At 61.3% G+C, this 14,214-nt stretch carries 14 protein-coding genes and 1 pseudogene; 7 read left to right on the top strand and 8 right to left on the bottom strand.

Annotated features, from left to right (window positions below; genetic code table 11):
• From GE300_RS13535 to GE300_RS13510, 5 genes and pseudogenes are all read right to left on the bottom strand, one after another.
• Positions 1 to 188: histidine phosphatase family protein (locus GE300_RS13535; protein WP_233417001.1), on the bottom strand; the 188-nt coding region annotated here is incomplete at its 3' end.
• Positions 189 to 225: 37 nt separating this feature from the next.
• A complete protein-coding gene (locus tag GE300_RS13530; protein WP_154447097.1) occupies positions 226 to 1,086 on the bottom strand; it encodes a hypothetical protein in 861 nt (286 codons plus the stop codon).
• 193 nt (positions 1,087 to 1,279) lie between these two features.
• Complete coding sequence (locus GE300_RS13520) at positions 1,280 to 1,933, bottom strand: nucleotidyl cyclase domain-containing protein (RefSeq protein WP_233417000.1); 654 nt, start codon at positions 1,931 to 1,933, stop codon at positions 1,280 to 1,282.
• 172 nt (positions 1,934 to 2,105) lie between these two features.
• Positions 2,106 to 2,333 (bottom strand): annotated as a pseudogene (locus tag GE300_RS13515) (glutaredoxin domain-containing protein); the annotation flags it as partial.
• A 63-nt stretch (positions 2,334 to 2,396) separates the two neighbouring features.
• Positions 2,397 to 2,654: a hypothetical protein gene (locus tag GE300_RS13510; protein ID WP_154447095.1), complete on the bottom strand. Its 258-nt coding sequence runs from the start codon at positions 2,652 to 2,654 to the stop codon at positions 2,397 to 2,399.
• Between GE300_RS13510 and GE300_RS13505 the strand changes: the two genes are divergently transcribed.
• From GE300_RS13505 to GE300_RS23040, 6 genes are all read left to right on the top strand, one after another.
• The gene (locus tag GE300_RS13505; RefSeq protein WP_154447094.1) at positions 2,653 to 3,129 is read left to right on the top strand and encodes an EF-hand domain-containing protein; all 477 of its coding nucleotides are present in this window, start codon (positions 2,653 to 2,655) and stop codon (positions 3,127 to 3,129) included. The genes GE300_RS13510 and GE300_RS13505 overlap by 2 nt on opposite strands.
• A gap of 149 nt (positions 3,130 to 3,278) precedes the next feature.
• Entirely contained in the window at positions 3,279 to 3,665 is a 387-nt protein-coding gene (locus GE300_RS13500; protein ID WP_154447093.1) for a DUF302 domain-containing protein, read from the top strand.
• An 89-nt stretch (positions 3,666 to 3,754) separates the two neighbouring features.
• On the top strand, positions 3,755 to 4,180 hold the full coding sequence (locus tag GE300_RS13495; RefSeq protein ID WP_154447092.1) for a DUF6010 family protein: 426 nt from the start codon (positions 3,755 to 3,757) through the stop codon (positions 4,178 to 4,180).
• A 7-nt stretch (positions 4,181 to 4,187) separates the two neighbouring features.
• Positions 4,188 to 4,874, top strand: a complete 687-nt coding sequence (locus GE300_RS13490; protein ID WP_154447091.1) for a TVP38/TMEM64 family protein — start codon at positions 4,188 to 4,190, stop codon at positions 4,872 to 4,874.
• 96 nt (positions 4,875 to 4,970) lie between these two features.
• Positions 4,971 to 5,894 carry a prolipoprotein diacylglyceryl transferase gene (gene lgt, locus GE300_RS13485; RefSeq protein ID WP_154447090.1) on the top strand — a complete coding sequence of 308 codons (924 nt, stop codon included), beginning with the start codon at positions 4,971 to 4,973 and terminating at the stop codon, positions 5,892 to 5,894.
• Positions 5,895 to 5,925: 31 nt separating this feature from the next.
• Complete coding sequence (locus GE300_RS23040) at positions 5,926 to 6,324, top strand: hypothetical protein (protein ID WP_233416999.1); 399 nt, start codon at positions 5,926 to 5,928, stop codon at positions 6,322 to 6,324.
• 94 nt (positions 6,325 to 6,418) lie between these two features.
• On the opposite strand, the gene GE300_RS13475 is transcribed toward GE300_RS23040, so the two are convergent.
• Both GE300_RS13475 and GE300_RS13470 read right to left on the bottom strand, forming a co-directional pair.
• Positions 6,419 to 9,850, bottom strand: coding sequence for a DEAD/DEAH box helicase family protein (locus GE300_RS13475; protein ID WP_154447089.1), 3,432 nt, complete (start codon positions 9,848 to 9,850; stop codon positions 6,419 to 6,421).
• Between the two features lie 13 nt (positions 9,851 to 9,863).
• Positions 9,864 to 11,864, bottom strand: coding sequence for an N-6 DNA methylase (locus tag GE300_RS13470; RefSeq protein ID WP_154447088.1), 2,001 nt, complete (start codon positions 11,862 to 11,864; stop codon positions 9,864 to 9,866).
• Between the two features lie 480 nt (positions 11,865 to 12,344).
• Here GE300_RS13470 and GE300_RS13465 point away from each other — a divergent pair, with 480 nt between their 5' ends.
• On the top strand, positions 12,345 to 13,028 hold the full coding sequence (locus GE300_RS13465; RefSeq protein WP_154447087.1) for a DNA-binding protein: 684 nt from the start codon (positions 12,345 to 12,347) through the stop codon (positions 13,026 to 13,028).
• 90 nt (positions 13,029 to 13,118) lie between these two features.
• On the opposite strand, the gene GE300_RS13460 is transcribed toward GE300_RS13465, so the two are convergent.
• Positions 13,119 to 14,165 carry a hypothetical protein gene (locus GE300_RS13460; RefSeq protein WP_154447086.1) on the bottom strand — a complete coding sequence of 349 codons (1,047 nt, stop codon included), beginning with the start codon at positions 14,163 to 14,165 and terminating at the stop codon, positions 13,119 to 13,121.
• Between the last annotated feature and the right edge of the window lie 49 nt (positions 14,166 to 14,214).

Raw genomic sequence — 14,214 nt, 5'->3', positions numbered from 1 at the left:
TCCTCAGGTGACCGGATACCCCGGAATGACTGACCGGATGTTGTCGGAACAGCCGACCGGATGCGTCGGAATGCGCACTCTTGGGCCTCATGTCGTCCGCCCGCATCGAGCGGGACGTCCCTCTGGCCGATGACGATGCCCGCGCGGTTCCACGCCGTGCGCCCATGGCGGAGCAGGATGATCGTCATGGGAGGCCTCGCCTCGTCATTCGTTTACTGCACCCGATCAGAGAAGGAGCGCTACCATGAGGGGATCGCCACCGGGTTCCATAGAGAGAAGTGCGAGCAGGGCTGCCTTGAAGTCCCGCGACAAATCGGCGAGGTCGCCGAACTCCGGCGTATCGAGCCCTGCGGTGCCGGGCTGTTCGAGCTGTCTCCGGACGGTCGTATCGTCGATAGATGCCAAAAACGTCGCGTAGAGTGCCCGGACGGGCACCATCTTTTCCGGCCCGTAGATGTGCGAGAGGCGGTCCAGCGGCGGCATGGCCAGCAGCAATGCGAGCTTCTCGCGTTTAGCCACAGCATCCAGCCCCACGGTCTCCCGCACCGCCGCAATCCCGGCGACGTATAGAAGCATACGCGAAAGCCGTAGCTTAACGAGCCGGATGGCTCTCGGTTTTGTTGCGTCGGAGGTCTTGTGCTCAAAGTCCACACAGATTGTGCGCCAGTAGCGGATCACGTCGTTGAGGAAGAAGCGGACGATCTTTTGCGCGTTAAGGTCTTCAGGAACATAGCGCGCAACCAGGTCCGACCGGAGGCGGTCGAAGCCATGCTGGTTCGCAACCCATTCCCCCTCTAGGAGATAGAGCATCCGTCTGGTTATGAATGTGTTGGTGTCGTCTTCGCCGCCAATCGTTCCCGTCAGCTGCTCGGTCGGCAGCGGCACCTCAAACACGCCACCGGGAGCGGGCATCTTGACACCCAGTTCGGTGAGGCGGCCCCGATGAGCGGCCTGCGCCCTTCTAGCTGCCTCAATGTTGCCGCTAAGAGTCAGGACGAAGAGGTCGACGTCCGAACCGGTGGTTGCCTCCCGGCGCGCGACGCTGCCGTTTACGCCGATAATGAGGTCCGGATGATCTCCGAGCACGTCCGCTGCGGCTGAGCGCAGCGTCCGCAGGACGTCTTCGGATCCCTGTCCATGCGGAGGACGAGATCGAAACCGGGAGTCAGAGCACCGCTCGCGCGAGGCGGGTGGACACTTATGTTCGCGGTGCCAGGTTCCGTCACTTGGGCCTTGACCCAAGGTGGTGCTGCACCGAGGAGATGTGCCAGCGAGACGATCATCCCCGAAAGTGGGCCCGGCCCAGATGGGGCGATTGCACGACCGGAGACCGGACTACGGCAGCAGGCGTCGCGGCCGCAGCAGCCACCTTTCCAGAACCGGCACAGACATCGTCGTAGTCAAGCACATCCGCAGAACCGTGCCGATCGAACAGCGGCAGGACTGCTGCCGGCATCAACCCGAAGGCACGGGGTCCGACGCGGACACCGTTCGTCAGAAGCGCCTTCTGCTCTTTCTCGGACTGGCAGCAGGCTACGCTCGAGGCGACCCTGACAGATCGGACCCCCCGTATGCCGAGGCGGGTGATCGGTGTCACACCATGTTCAAGACCGATCGCGAGCCCGAGCCGCCGAGTGTTCGGTAGGGCCGTTTGGCAGATTGCGAACGACGAGTGAAGCGCAGCGGCGGCCTCAACGGCTGTGGCGACACTTTGTCGGGGCTCGGCCGTGCGGCCGCTGCCATTCGCGAGGACGGCGTGGATGCAGTCGCCGATGAAGCGGACCTTACGCCCCCCGAAATCCGCCTCCACTACATTCTGGAATTCAGCGCGCAGCACGTAGAGGGCCTTTACTGCTTCCGCGACCGCTCCCTGCTTCACCGCCTCATCGATATAGGCGGTGAAGCCCGAAAGGTCCGCGAATGCAGAGACCACAGAGAGACGGAGCGACCGGGACGGCGAGAGCTCGATAAACTTGATCTGGCGGAGCGGCAGCGGCTGATCGTGGAAGTCGAAGCTTGGTTCGGTCGGATTGAGAACCTCCTGACGCGCAATCTGTCCCTTCCAGTGGTTCAGAAGAGTTGCAACCGTCTGCGTTCTTTGATCTTCGCTGATCCTCGTAGCCGCCGATCCAGGTCTGCGGCGTCGTCTCGACCCCGTGCTTCTTCATGAAGGCGTCGGTTTCCGCGCGGCTGGTCAAATGGTGGTCCTCGACCTCGTAGCCCTGCCGTTCCAGCAGGTCTTTGGATTTCAGGCCATAGGGGCAAAGGTGGTCCGGCATGACCATCCGGTAGAGCTTTGCCGTCTGCGTCTGGATGCTTGTCAGCTGGTTCATGTCACGCCCCACAACTGTAGAAGCCGCGATATCCAGCAGTGAGCCCGGCATCGAGTTCGAGCGTCATGGTCGCCTCGACCGGTTCCGCCCCGACGCCTTCCAGCGTCTCCGCCCCCCCCCGGCGGGGCCGAGCCGAATCGTCAGCCCCTCGGTGCCCAGCTCGCCGGGCGCGGTCTGCTCGATCCGGACCAGATCACCGCTCAGCTTGACGAGCCCGGCGACCGCGCCGTCCATTTCGCCCAGCACCAGCGAGGGCGGGCTGCCCGTGGTGTAGTTGAAGCTGCAGGCGGCGCCGCCCGGCACCAGGTCCGGGCCTGGCATGATGCAGAGCGGCGGCCCCGGCATGATGGGCAAGATGGGGGGCCCGGACGGAATGATGGAAATGATGCAGCGCATGCATGGAAACATGATGGGCGGCGGCATGATGGGCGGTATGGGCCCGACTGGTGGCGGCATGATGCAGATGTTCGACGCCGACGGCGATGGCAAGGTCACGCCCGACGAGATGCGCTCACAGCTGCAGGCCAAGCTCACGGAATTCGACAGCGACGGCGACGGGACCCTTTCGATTGCCGAGTTCGAAACACTTCACAGCGCGATGATCCGCGAAAAGATGGTGGATCGCTTCCAGCACCTCGATGCTGACGGTGACGGCGCGGTGACGCCGGAAGAGATGACGGCACCCGCCGAAATGATGGAACGGATGCAGATGATGCGGTCGAACATGGCACAGCCGCCGGTTCAGCCCGGCAATGGCCAGGGCATGGGCGACGGAACCATGATGAACGACAATTGAGCGGTCTGGCGCCGGCTCTGTCCGGCGCCGATTCCCCGAAAAACTCTGACCTGCAAAACATCCGGACGCCAAAGCCAGACCGCGTTCGGAATTGCGGCTTCCAGACAGGGACTTGCAACCGCCGTGAATCCGAAAGGGAGAAAACCGAATTGGCTTATACCTATGATCGCGTTTTGAAAGATGTCGCCATAGACGACGCCGAATCGCTCGTTCAAGACGCATTGGCAGAAAAGGGCTTCGGCGTACTGACCGAGATTGACGTGAAGGCGACGATGAAAAAGAAACTGAACGTTGAGATGCCGCCTTATCGCATCCTTGGCGCCTGCAATCCGGGCATGGCTCACAAGGCAATCGAGATCGAGCCGCGCATCGGCGCGATGCTGCCCTGTAACGTTATTCTGCGCCAAGTAGACGCAGACACCGAAATCAGCGCCATTGACCCTGTGGCGTCGATGCAAGCGGTAGAGAATGCCGACCTGGATGCGGTGGCCGGCCAAGTCCGCGACTTGCTGCGGCCGGCTTTGGACGCAGTCTGATTTTTGCTCGCGGTACTATTGACCTTCCAGTTACTGGAATTGCCATATTGGCATGGAACCGGAGCAACCAAGATCGAGGCAATACGGGAATGTCTGGCGACCACATTCAAGATCGACAAACCTACGAGATAGTTGGCTCAAGTGGCCTTGGGGCGGTGTTGTTTCTCGTCTTCGCGCCCGTTCACCTGATGGTCGCGCAGGATGTATCCGTCGCAATTGCCGCAGTCACGCTGGCCCTGATCGGCGGCGCGTATGTCGGGTTCGGTGCCGCTTCGGATTCCAGAACCGCGTTCTGGCTGGAACTGGCAGTGGCCGTTCTATACGGCCTGACTGCCGTGCTAGGGTTGCTCTGGCATCCGATGGCCTTGCCTGCCGGGCTCGCGGCGCATGCGCTATGGGACCTGGCGCACCACAATGGCCTTTTCGGCGCGCGGGTACCGCGATGGTATATCCCTTTCTGTGTCGTGTTCGATCTGCTGGCGGCGGCCTTTCTGTTCGTCCTTTACCTGACATGAGGCGCAGATGGACCGCGGCCATACCGTTCCACCTGCTCTCAGGGCCGCCGTCGCGCTGGTCTTTGTGGCCGTCCTGCTGGCCCTTGCCTTCGGACCTGTGTCCGACACCCTGGCCGGATTGAACAGAGACAGGATATCAGCATGGGTCGCGGCCGCAGGCATCTGGGGACCAATCGTGGTCGTGGGGCTGATGACAACCGCGATCGTGGCCACGCCGATCCCAAGTGCACCCATCGCATTGGCCGCGGGTGCCGCATACGGCCACACTCTCGGAACCGTCTACGTTGTTCTCGGTGCCGAACTCGGCGCTCTCGCAGCCTTCGGGCTCGCCCGGTTCCTTGGCCGCGACGCGATGCGGCGGTGGTTCGGTGACAAGGTCGATGCCGGCTGGCTCGGTTCTCAGAACGCGCTGACATTCACGGTTTTTATCAGTCGGCTGCTGCCATTCGTTTCATTCGATATCGTCAGCTATGCCGCGGGGCTCAGCCGGTTGCATTTCTGGCGCTTCGGTCTGGCCACCCTGGCCGGGATCATTCCTGCCAGTTTCGTGCTCGCGCATTTCGGAAACGAAGCCGTCAGCGGAGACACCTCCCGTGCGGCCTGGGCTGCAATCGGGCTGGGCGCGCTGACCCTGACCCCGCTCGTCATCATCGGTATCAGAGACTGGCAACGACGTGGATCGCGCCATGATTGATCGCGATACACCGTACCGTCCGAAACCACCGCCCGGGAACGAGCGCCATCGGCATCTCGGTTTCCGATTCCACCACAAGAAACAGGGACCTTTTCCATGCTGACTGCAGCGATACCATTTCCCGACATCGGAACCGACCTGTTCTCGATCGAGATTGGCAGTTTCACCTTCGCGCTGCGCTGGTACGCGCTTGCCTATATCGCCGGCCTCCTCATCGGATGGCGCATCTGCGTGGCGGCTGTCAGTCGCCCGGCACTCTGGCACCCGGCCGGTCCGCCGCTTGATCGCCAGCAGATCGAGAACCTTTTGACATGGATCGTACTGGGCGTGATCGTCGGCGGGCGCCTGGGCTTCGTGCTGTTTTATCAGCCCGGCTACTATCTCGCTAACCCGCTGGACATCCTCAAGGTATGGCAGGGCGGTATGTCGTTCCACGGCGGTTTTGCGGGTGTCGCCGTCGCAACGCTGATTTTCTGTCTTCGTCAGAACGCATCCCTGCTCGGCACCGCCGACCTGCTTGCGCTGGCAACCCCGCCGGGGCTGTTTCTGGGGCGGCTGGCGAATTTCACCAACAACGAGCTTTGGGGGCGACCGACGGATGTTCCATGGGCGGTGATCTTTCCGGGCGAGGCGGCGCAGGCCTGTGAAGGCATCACCGGGCTCTGCGCCCGCCATCCTTCGCAGCTCTACGAGGCGCTTCTGGAAGGGCTGCTGCTCGGAACGCTCCTGCTCTATCTCGCCTGGCGCCGCGGATGGCTGAAGATCCCCGGAGCGCTGACCGGCGCATTTCTGATTGGCTACGGCCTTGCCCGAAGCTTCGTGGAACTGTTCCGGCAGCCGGACTTGCAGTTCGTGACCACTGAAAATCCGATCGGTCACGCGCTTCATTTCGGCGAATGGGGGCTAACAATGGGTCAAGTGCTTTCCGCACCGATGATCCTGACCGGACTGGCTCTGATTCTGTACTCGTTCAGACGCTCCGGAAGCGCAGCCGACCAGAGGCCGAATACGGTCGCGTGATCGAAAGGAGCCACGAAAAGGAGAAACTTGAATGAACGGCAATATAGAAGAAAAAAACAGTGAATCATCGACCCAACGTGCATTGCTGGACGGGCGCAGGGCGTTTCTGGGGTTTCTCGTGAAACGTATTGGCAACCGGGCCGACGCCGAAGATGGACATGTGCTCTCTCCGTTTGTCAGGAGGGAGATCGGTCCGAGTTCAGGCTGTCGGAAGAAAAAATGTGCTCGCGACCCCGCAGGAATGTCTGGAACCACCGCAAAATTGTCTGATCGGCGCGTGTCCTCGGCTGAAACGCGCCGGTATCCGTCCGCCGATACCGGCGCGCTGGACGAAATTTTCGTGAATGTGCTGGAAAAACCCGAAATATTGTCTAAAAAATCCGGACGACTGTCGGGGCGCGATACGCAAAGCCAAGAAACTGTAAGGTAAAAAGCGAACGAGAACCTCGTGGAACCTCAGGAACCTCAGGAACCCCAAGAATCCCCAAGAAAGCGGCCATCACGGTAGAACAGGCGTGACGAGATCAACTTGCCTCCGCCGACCCCTCGACGGTGGCTGTCCGGTTCATCTGGCGCACACGCGTCAGGAAATCGTCCACCTCTGCCTCATCGAAGACTCCGTCGGGACCGTCAGGTGCCCGATCAGTAAAAGGGCTGTCATAGAGCATGCCGGGGTCGACGATGCCGTTTTTGCACAGATGCTCGATCACCATGCCGACGAACTCGATCTGATCGGCTGACTTACCATCGGCGATGAACCCGGCGAAGTGCTTCTGAGCCGCGCCACGATCCAGCCCGACCAAGGACCGCAGAAATACCCCAAACCCGCGCACTTGTGCGCTCTCCGCGCTTTTCGCGATAGAGATGTCCTCTGCCGAGCCAATGCCTGCTTCGAGGAACATCGTTTCAAGCTGCTCGATGTCCAAGGCTGTCAACGGCCTTCCCATCCTTAGCTTGCGCAGCGCGACATGATCTTCATGTTGCAGCAGGAATTCTCTGGCCCTCTTCTTGAATGCCGCGAAGTCTGCGACAGGGTTCAACACCACTCCTGTTGGCGCACCGAGTTCATCCTCGAAATCCGTGTAGAGGATCGTGCGCGACCCCTGGTCTATCAAGTGAACGATCTCGCGCAGACGAAGACGGGCACGTTCGACGATTGGAACAGTCAGGCCAGTCCACCACGTGTCAGTCAGAATTTCCTCGATCAACTCGGCATGTCGTGCCACAGCCGGGATTACCATTTTCGAAGAAAGTGCAGTTACGATGTCGCTCAGTTTGCGCCGACAGGATTCCATCCTCGTCGATCGCCCCATGAGGGCGAGCTGTAGCTCGAACACCAGTAGGTCGAATCTTTTGGCTTCCTCGCCGCCGAGGTCTGCGCTGCTTGGGAGGGCGGCGAGTTCCGACAGTTCCTCGGCCGCGCTCTCGGGCAACGCCGACCAGGGCGCATCGTCGGCTTGCCAAGTCTCGACTTCGCGCAGGTGTCGCCGCACGACGAAGGAAGAGATATCGAGGCCCAGGACGAACCGCCGAACATCATGAACGAGCCCCCGCCGAACTTCGGTGAGCTCTTCCTGCGTTGCCGCATTGCCGTGATCGCTGCCATCGGGAATGTTATTGATCAGGGGCTGTGGCTCGTCGATGGCCTGAGCGATCTTCAAGCGGGCCTCGATCAGTCGTTCTGTGAGCGACTTCGGCACGCTCGGATCGGAAAGCTCCGGATTTGAGCCGAAGAACTCGAGGTTGCCGCAGACATCGAAGATGCGGAACTCTGTTTTCCGCGTCCCGGGACCGAAAAGATCAGGGCACAGCCGCGTGCCGCGGCCCACCATCTGCCAGAACTTCGTCTTCGACCGCACCATTTTGAAGAAGACGAGATTGACCACCTCCGGGACATCGACGCCGGTGTCGAGCATGTCGACCGAGATTGCGATTTGGGGTTCCTTGCTCGGAATCTCGAAGGCTTCGATCAGGCTCTGCGCGTAGCTCTCGCCATGCACGATGCGACGCGCGAAGGTCCCTCCGTAGTTCGGCCAACCGGCGTTGAAGCGCTCCTCGATGAACTTCGCGTGCGGCTTGTTCGCAGCGAAAATAATCGTTTTGCCGATTTTGTCTCCACCATCGACGTGGATGCCATACTGCATGACGTGGGCGAGCACCTTGTCGACCGTGTCCCGGTTGAAGAGATACTTGTTGATTTCGCCCGCCGTCACCTCATCGCGCCGACCAGTTTCGCCCCAGTCGAGCTCATCCCACTGATCCTTCTCCTCGTCCGACAGATCGTCGTAGCGGATGCCCTCGCGCATGAAGCGCGTCGGCAGGGAGATGGGGTCGAAAGGCACGAGGAAGTCGTCCTCGATCGCTTCCTCAAGGCCGTAGAAGTCCGTGGGGTGGCCGGGATTGAGGTCGAACAGCCGGTAGGTGTCGCGGTCCACCTCGTCGCGAGGGGTTGCGGTCAGGCCCACCAGGTAGCTGTCGAACCATTCGAAGATCGCGCGGTAGCGCTTGTAGATCGACCGGTGAGCCTCGTCGATGATCACGAGGTCGAAGTGGCCCGGGCCGAACCGGCGGCCGCTGCTGTCGGCCCGGTCGATGAGGTTCATCATCGTCGGATACGTCGAGACAAAGACGCGGCCGGTCCCCGTTGGGTCCGTCACGAGGTTCACCGGAGCGCTGTCGGGCAGATGCGCTACAAAGGCGTTGCGGGCCTGACGGACCAGGCTAACGCGGTCGGCGAGAAACAGGGCGCGCTTCACCAGGCCGGCGCGGATCATCATGTCCACAAGGGCGATGACGGTTCGTGTCTTTCCGGTGCCCGTCGCCATCACAAGCAGCGCCTTGCGGGAGCCGGCGTCGAAATGCTCGGCGATGCGGGTCAGGGCGCGGGTCTGGTAGGGGCGCCCGGCGATTGCCGCCTTGGGCTTCTGCGCAGCGAGCAGCTCCGCATCCTTCCGGCGGGCGATCATCTCGCCCAGTTCCTGGGCCGTCTTGAAGCCGCCCAAGCGGCGCGGCGGGATGTTGCGCGCGTCATCCCAGATCCAGTGCTCGTAGCCATTGGTGTAGAAGATCACCGGGCGGCGGCCGTGCATCTGCTCAAGGGCGTCCGCGTAGAGTTTTGCTTGCTGCTGCCCCTCCGACGGAGACCGCCGGGTGCGCTTGGCCTCGACCACGGCCAGCGGCAAGCCGTCCGCGCCCCACAGAACGTAGTCGGCGAAACCAAAGCCTTTCTCGTTGGGCATTGGCTCCACCCGGTATTCGAGATCTCGGCCTTCCTTCAGGTCGGTCCAGCCGGATTCGGCCAGCAGCAGGTCGATCAGGCGCAGGCGGGTGGTGGCCTCGTTGTAGTCGTGGGTGTCCGTCTTGAGCTCGAGACGGGCGTTGGCGACCTCGGCGCGCTTGGCCTTCAATTCGTCGTCGAGGCTGGCGTAGCGGGCGCGGAGGTCTTCCAGTTCCTCGGTGCGCGCCTCCAGGGCCTTCTCGGTGCTCTGGATGCGCCCGCGGGCCTCGCGGATCAGGTCGAGCCGGGCGGTCAGCGGGGCGGGGTCGAAATCGTTCGGCTCGGGCGGCTTCTGGCGGCGGGCATATGTTCGGCCGAACCAGTGCAGGACGTGGTGGAGTTCCTCGACCACCTGGCGCGCGCCCTCGGGTTTCAGGTTCGATCCGTCGTGGGCGGACTTGTTGCGGACGAGGTTGATGAAGCGCGCCTTGGCGTGGACCTTCTGCCCCATGATGGTCCGCAGGTCCGGATCGTTGATCATCCGGCTCGCGCCGGTCTGGGCGGGGGGCGTCAGGCCCGCGTCATGGGCGAAGGCCCAGCCGAGCGCCAGCTCTACCGCCTTGCCCGCCAGGATCGCCGCCGCCTCGGGCTCCGACATCGCCAGCCGCTCAGCCGAAGTCGCCGCCCCGTGGACGGCGGGGAAGTCGGGTTCGAGATGGGCGAAGTTACTACTTTTCATGACATACTATCAGCTACACCGCTCGTTTCATCTTGGGGTCGGACGCAGATTCGCTTATCCCATCCCAATCCTCAAGTTCTCCAAGAGCATCAGCAATTTGATCTCGAAGACTGCACATTTTCAGTTGCAATTCGTCAAGCTCTTGCTCAGTTTTGCTTATCTTATCAAAGGCAGGATCTTTCAGCTTCGAAAGCATGGGCAGTCGAACTTGAGATATCTTCTCCAATGAGAGGGACGTGTTCGTTGCGCCTCTCATTTCGGAAACCAACAGATCATTTTTTTTTGCGCGCAGCAGATGGTAGAGTTTTCTAAACTCCTCATCCGGAATTTCGGGCCTCTTCATTAGAACAGCGGTGATGCTTGCTGCTGCAAAGCGCCCTTCGCAGTAGTGAATGTGATTTATCGAAGCATGGCCGTGGCCGGTCGAGGAAACCAGAGGGACTATTATCGCCGGCCCTTCATCGGTAGCGTTATCTGATCGCTTTGGCTGGGCCGAAGTCGTGAAGAATGGGTAAGTCCCTTCATCCGATGCGCTGGATGCTGCAAGCTCTCCTTTCTTCACAGAACAGACGTCAGATAGCGCAATGGATTCACCGATATCTTCTGCACGGAAAATTTTGTGATAGCGGCGGGGGGAGAGGTCGAAGCCGTTTTCTTTGATACTCGAATAGGCATATACTTCTTGCTTTCCTCGAACTGTCTCGATTTCTTTGCCGCGCATAAATTTTTGGTAGGTAGAGAGTGCCTGAGGTAGCTCACTACCTTCAATTGGCGATCTTTCTGCTCCAGAGGAGAACCCATCGTTTTCAAGGTTAAAAAATAGTGTTTTTTTCGTCTTGAACCCTTTGCGAAACAGAAGGATTGATGTGGCAACACTTGCGTAAGGCCTGAATGTGAAGTGTGGTAAAGTAATGACTGCATCCAATGAGCACTCTTCAAGAAGCAATTTTCGGAAGGCAACGTGACCACGGCCGTCATTCTCTAATACCCCACTGGGGACCACTACGGCAGCACGGCCACCGCTCTTTAGCAGACGCAGGAACAGGGCCAGGAAGAGCAGTTCAGTCTTGCGGGTGTTGACGATGCGAGTGAGGTCCTTGGCCACCGCCTCGGCGTCCAATGACCCTGCGAAGGGCGGGTTGGCGAGGATTAGGGAATAGGCCTCGGCCTCGTCGCCGTGCTCCTGGGTGAGGCTGTCGCGGTAGGCAATGGAGGCGTCCTCGAACCCGTGCAGCGCCATGTTCATCGCGCCGAGCCGCAGCATGGTGCCGTCGAAGTCGTGGCCGTGGAACATCCTGCTTTCGATATGCTGGCGTGCCTCGGCGTCTATCCAGGCATCAGCATCATTGTGGCGCAGGTATTCGGCCGCGCTGACAAGGAACCCCGCTGTGCCACAGGCTGGGTCGCAGACCACATCATCCCGGCGCGGCTCGGTCATGGCGACCATGAGGTTGATGATATGGCGAGGCGTGCGGAACTGGCCATTCTGGCCCGCCGCCGCCACCTTCGACAGCATGTATTCGTAGAGATCGCCCTTCGTGTCGCGCTGTTTCATCGGGAGGTCGGAGATCAGGTCGACCACCTTGGACAGCAGCCGGCCGGTCGGGATCTCATACCGTGCGCTGGCCATGTGCTTACGCAGCGGCGCGCCGTCCGAACCCAAGCGACGGAGGAAGGGGATCAGGTGGTTCTCGGCCGCCTCCTGCATCTCTGCCGCGGGCAATGCCACGAAGCGAGGCCAACGTAGATCGGCGTATGATCGACCTTCGGCAATCTTGTTGCCGCCATCGTCAAAGATGGCGATGCCGTCGAGTTGATCCGGGAATAGGTCGCGCTCCAGTGCTGTGCCCCTTGCCCGGGCCTGACGCTCGGCCAGCGTCTGAGCGTCATCGAGCCCCTTGAGGAAGAGGAGCAGCGTGAGCTGCTCCATGACCGTTTGTGGGTTCGACAGACCGCCGGTCCACATCGCATTCCATATCGCATCGACCCTGGATTTGACTTCGCCGGTGATCATTCACTGCCCTCGCTTTTTCGGCGATCTTGCCTGCTCGGGCTGATGAGGTCCACCTCTGCTTTCATGTCCGAATGCTCCCTTCCGCCACGATGGTTTCGAGAAGATCAAAGCCGGACCCGGTTCCGAGCTGAGCTGCATCGGACACCCACTGGAGCGCTTGCTGCCTGAGTCATTTGGGAAGCTTCGTGCAAGTGCTCGACGGCAGGACCCGCTTGACGAGCAGGGTTATCATCTCTCACCACGCCTGCGAGCCCTTGGAGTTTGACAGCCGCGGCATCGTCAACTCGATGGACAAATGTGCGCGCACCGTCGGCTGCTGGCCCGGCGGCGCCCGACGTGCGGAGAAAAATCGACCAGCTGCCGCCGAATTGATTTTCGCCCTGATCCGTCGAACCCAATTCCTTCTTGCCACCCCGAGGGGGTGGTAGCGCTGGTAGCGGTATTACCGGCGCTTACCATTACCAGAGGTAGGAGCCGAACGTGGCCAGGAAGACACCGAAGATGACGGCGGCGCAGATCGAGAAGAAGGTGGGCGACGCGATCAGCGAACTCGAGAAGGAAGGCAAACGCCCGACCTATGCCAACGTGAGAGACCAGATCGGTGGAGGATCGTTTCGCGACCTCGGCCCGATCATCAAGTCGGTCATTGCCAAGAGAGAGGCCCGCGAAAAGGCCGAGAGCGAGGTGCCCGACATGCCGGAGGACGTCGCCGAATTGGCGACCGCGATCTGGGAGGGGGCATACCGATGCGCCGACGCAGTCGCCGCCGCAGACCGGCGCTCGCACGCCGAAGAGGTCAAGCGGCTCCAGGAGGAGATCAGGGAGCGCGAGGGTGATATCGCCGCGGCTGAGGACGATCTCGACAAGATGACGGAACGCGCCGAGGCGGCAGAAGAAATCCAAACGACGCTCGAGGCCGAGCTGGTGGAGCTGCGACTGGTCGTTGCCGGCTTGGAAGGCCGGCTCATGGGCCGACAGGAGGCATCGAAAGATAAGAAGGAGCCGAAGGGTGCGGCGCCAGCCTCCCCCGACGTGCGCCAGATCTCCCTCTTTGATGAGCCGGACGCCGACGATGCTGCTTCGTCCATCGCGAACTCCGAGTCCGACGACGAAGGATCAGACGACCAGCAAGACGACCGTGACCCGGACCTGGATGCTGCTTAATTTACCGGGGCCGGCGCTTGCTGGACATGATCCATCGCGGGTGATGTTACTCGAGCTCCGGCGCCCGCGGAAGGATAGCCTCCGCTCATATCAGTGGCCCACAAGCTGGGACTGATTGTCTCGCCGAATGACCGTGATGCTTTGAAAATCCTGATCCGTGTGCAGCTTCGCCCGCTCCGGGTCCGCCGCCGCTTTCGGGTCATGGCGGCCTGTGTCTAAGTCGAAGCCCCGGCGCCCGGCCTCGTATTCGAGCACTGTTTGTCCCCTGACGAAATCAGAGTGGATGGCCTGGCCTTCCGCGGTGATCTCCGCCGCATCCCGGGTTGCGAGGTAGCAGCCACGTATGATTTGGTTCGTCATTCCAACCAGACGCTTCTCAATGACCTGGGGGTCGGCCCTCTTCTGGATCGCCCAGGCTCCGGGGAAATCATCCTCGTTATATTCTCGGCCCTCGGCGTCAGCCATCACTTGAGCGAGGACTTCATCGACGGGCCGGCCGGCGCGCTGTTCGGCATCGACCACGATCTTCGCTCTGCGGGCGACCTCCTCCTCGGATCGCCGAAGCCCATAGATCCGCTCCCTGAAAAGGGCGGCCTTCTTCGCGAACTTGAGCAAGCGATCGTAGGCTGGCCTGACGCGGTCCCAAAGACCGCTTTGCTTTTCAGGTGTCATTGCCGCGGGGCCGTCGCAGAGCCGGATCTGGTGGCTTTCGTCTTCGGGTTGATAATCGATCTGATGGGCGATGATAGCCTCAAGGCCCTCCGTCAGCCCCTCGGCATAGGCATCGGCCTCCGACCTAACCTGTCCAGCACGCGCAAGCTCTTCCTGGGCCGCATGCTCCTTCTTGGATGCCTCGCGCTCGACGCGCTCCGCATTCGCCATCTTGAGGTCGACTGCGACCTCGTCGAGGAACAGGTGCGCTTCCCGATTGTCCAGGTTCGCCTCCTGCGCCTTCAGGCGCAATTCCGTGGCCCGGATGGCGTGTGCCCGTGCATTCCGATACTCCCGCGGGGGGATGTGCCGAACGGCATCAGGCAGGGGGAGCTCGGATTCCTTCGCCTCGCGCACCCCCTGGGCGTGCTTTTGCCCGCGCACGAGGCCGATGGCGGAGAAGTGCGCTCCGGCCACGTTCTGCAACAGCTCGTAATCGGCCAGCAGCGGGTGCGCGGACGGTTGGATTAGTCTC

It is taken from the genome of Halovulum marinum (assembly GCF_009697225.1).
Taxonomy (GTDB): Bacteria; Pseudomonadota; Alphaproteobacteria; order Rhodobacterales; family Rhodobacteraceae; genus Halovulum; species Halovulum marinum.
Note: the sequence above shows the minus strand (reverse complement) of the source record. Positions and strands in the feature narration are given on the sequence as shown.

Bases quoted from the DNA above. Each gene is read 5' to 3' on its own strand.
- GE300_RS13505 (WP_154447094.1), top strand. From the start codon at position 2,653: ATGATGCAGAGCGGCGGCCCCGGCATGATGGGCAAGATGGGGGGCCCG.
- GE300_RS13510 (WP_154447095.1), bottom strand. From the start codon at position 2,654: ATGCCAGGCCCGGACCTGGTGCCGGGCGGCGCCGCCTGCAGCTTCAAC.
- GE300_RS13490 (WP_154447091.1), top strand. From the start codon at position 4,188: ATGGACCGCGGCCATACCGTTCCACCTGCTCTCAGGGCCGCCGTCGCG.
- GE300_RS13475 (WP_154447089.1), bottom strand. From the start codon at position 9,850: ATGAAAAGTAGTAACTTCGCCCATCTCGAACCCGACTTCCCCGCCGTC.
- GE300_RS13495 (WP_154447092.1), top strand. From the start codon at position 3,755: ATGTCTGGCGACCACATTCAAGATCGACAAACCTACGAGATAGTTGGC.
- GE300_RS13470 (WP_154447088.1), bottom strand. From the start codon at position 11,864: ATGATCACCGGCGAAGTCAAATCCAGGGTCGATGCGATATGGAATGCG.
- GE300_RS23040 (WP_233416999.1), top strand. From the start codon at position 5,926: ATGAACGGCAATATAGAAGAAAAAAACAGTGAATCATCGACCCAACGT.
- lgt (WP_154447090.1), top strand. From the start codon at position 4,971: ATGCTGACTGCAGCGATACCATTTCCCGACATCGGAACCGACCTGTTC.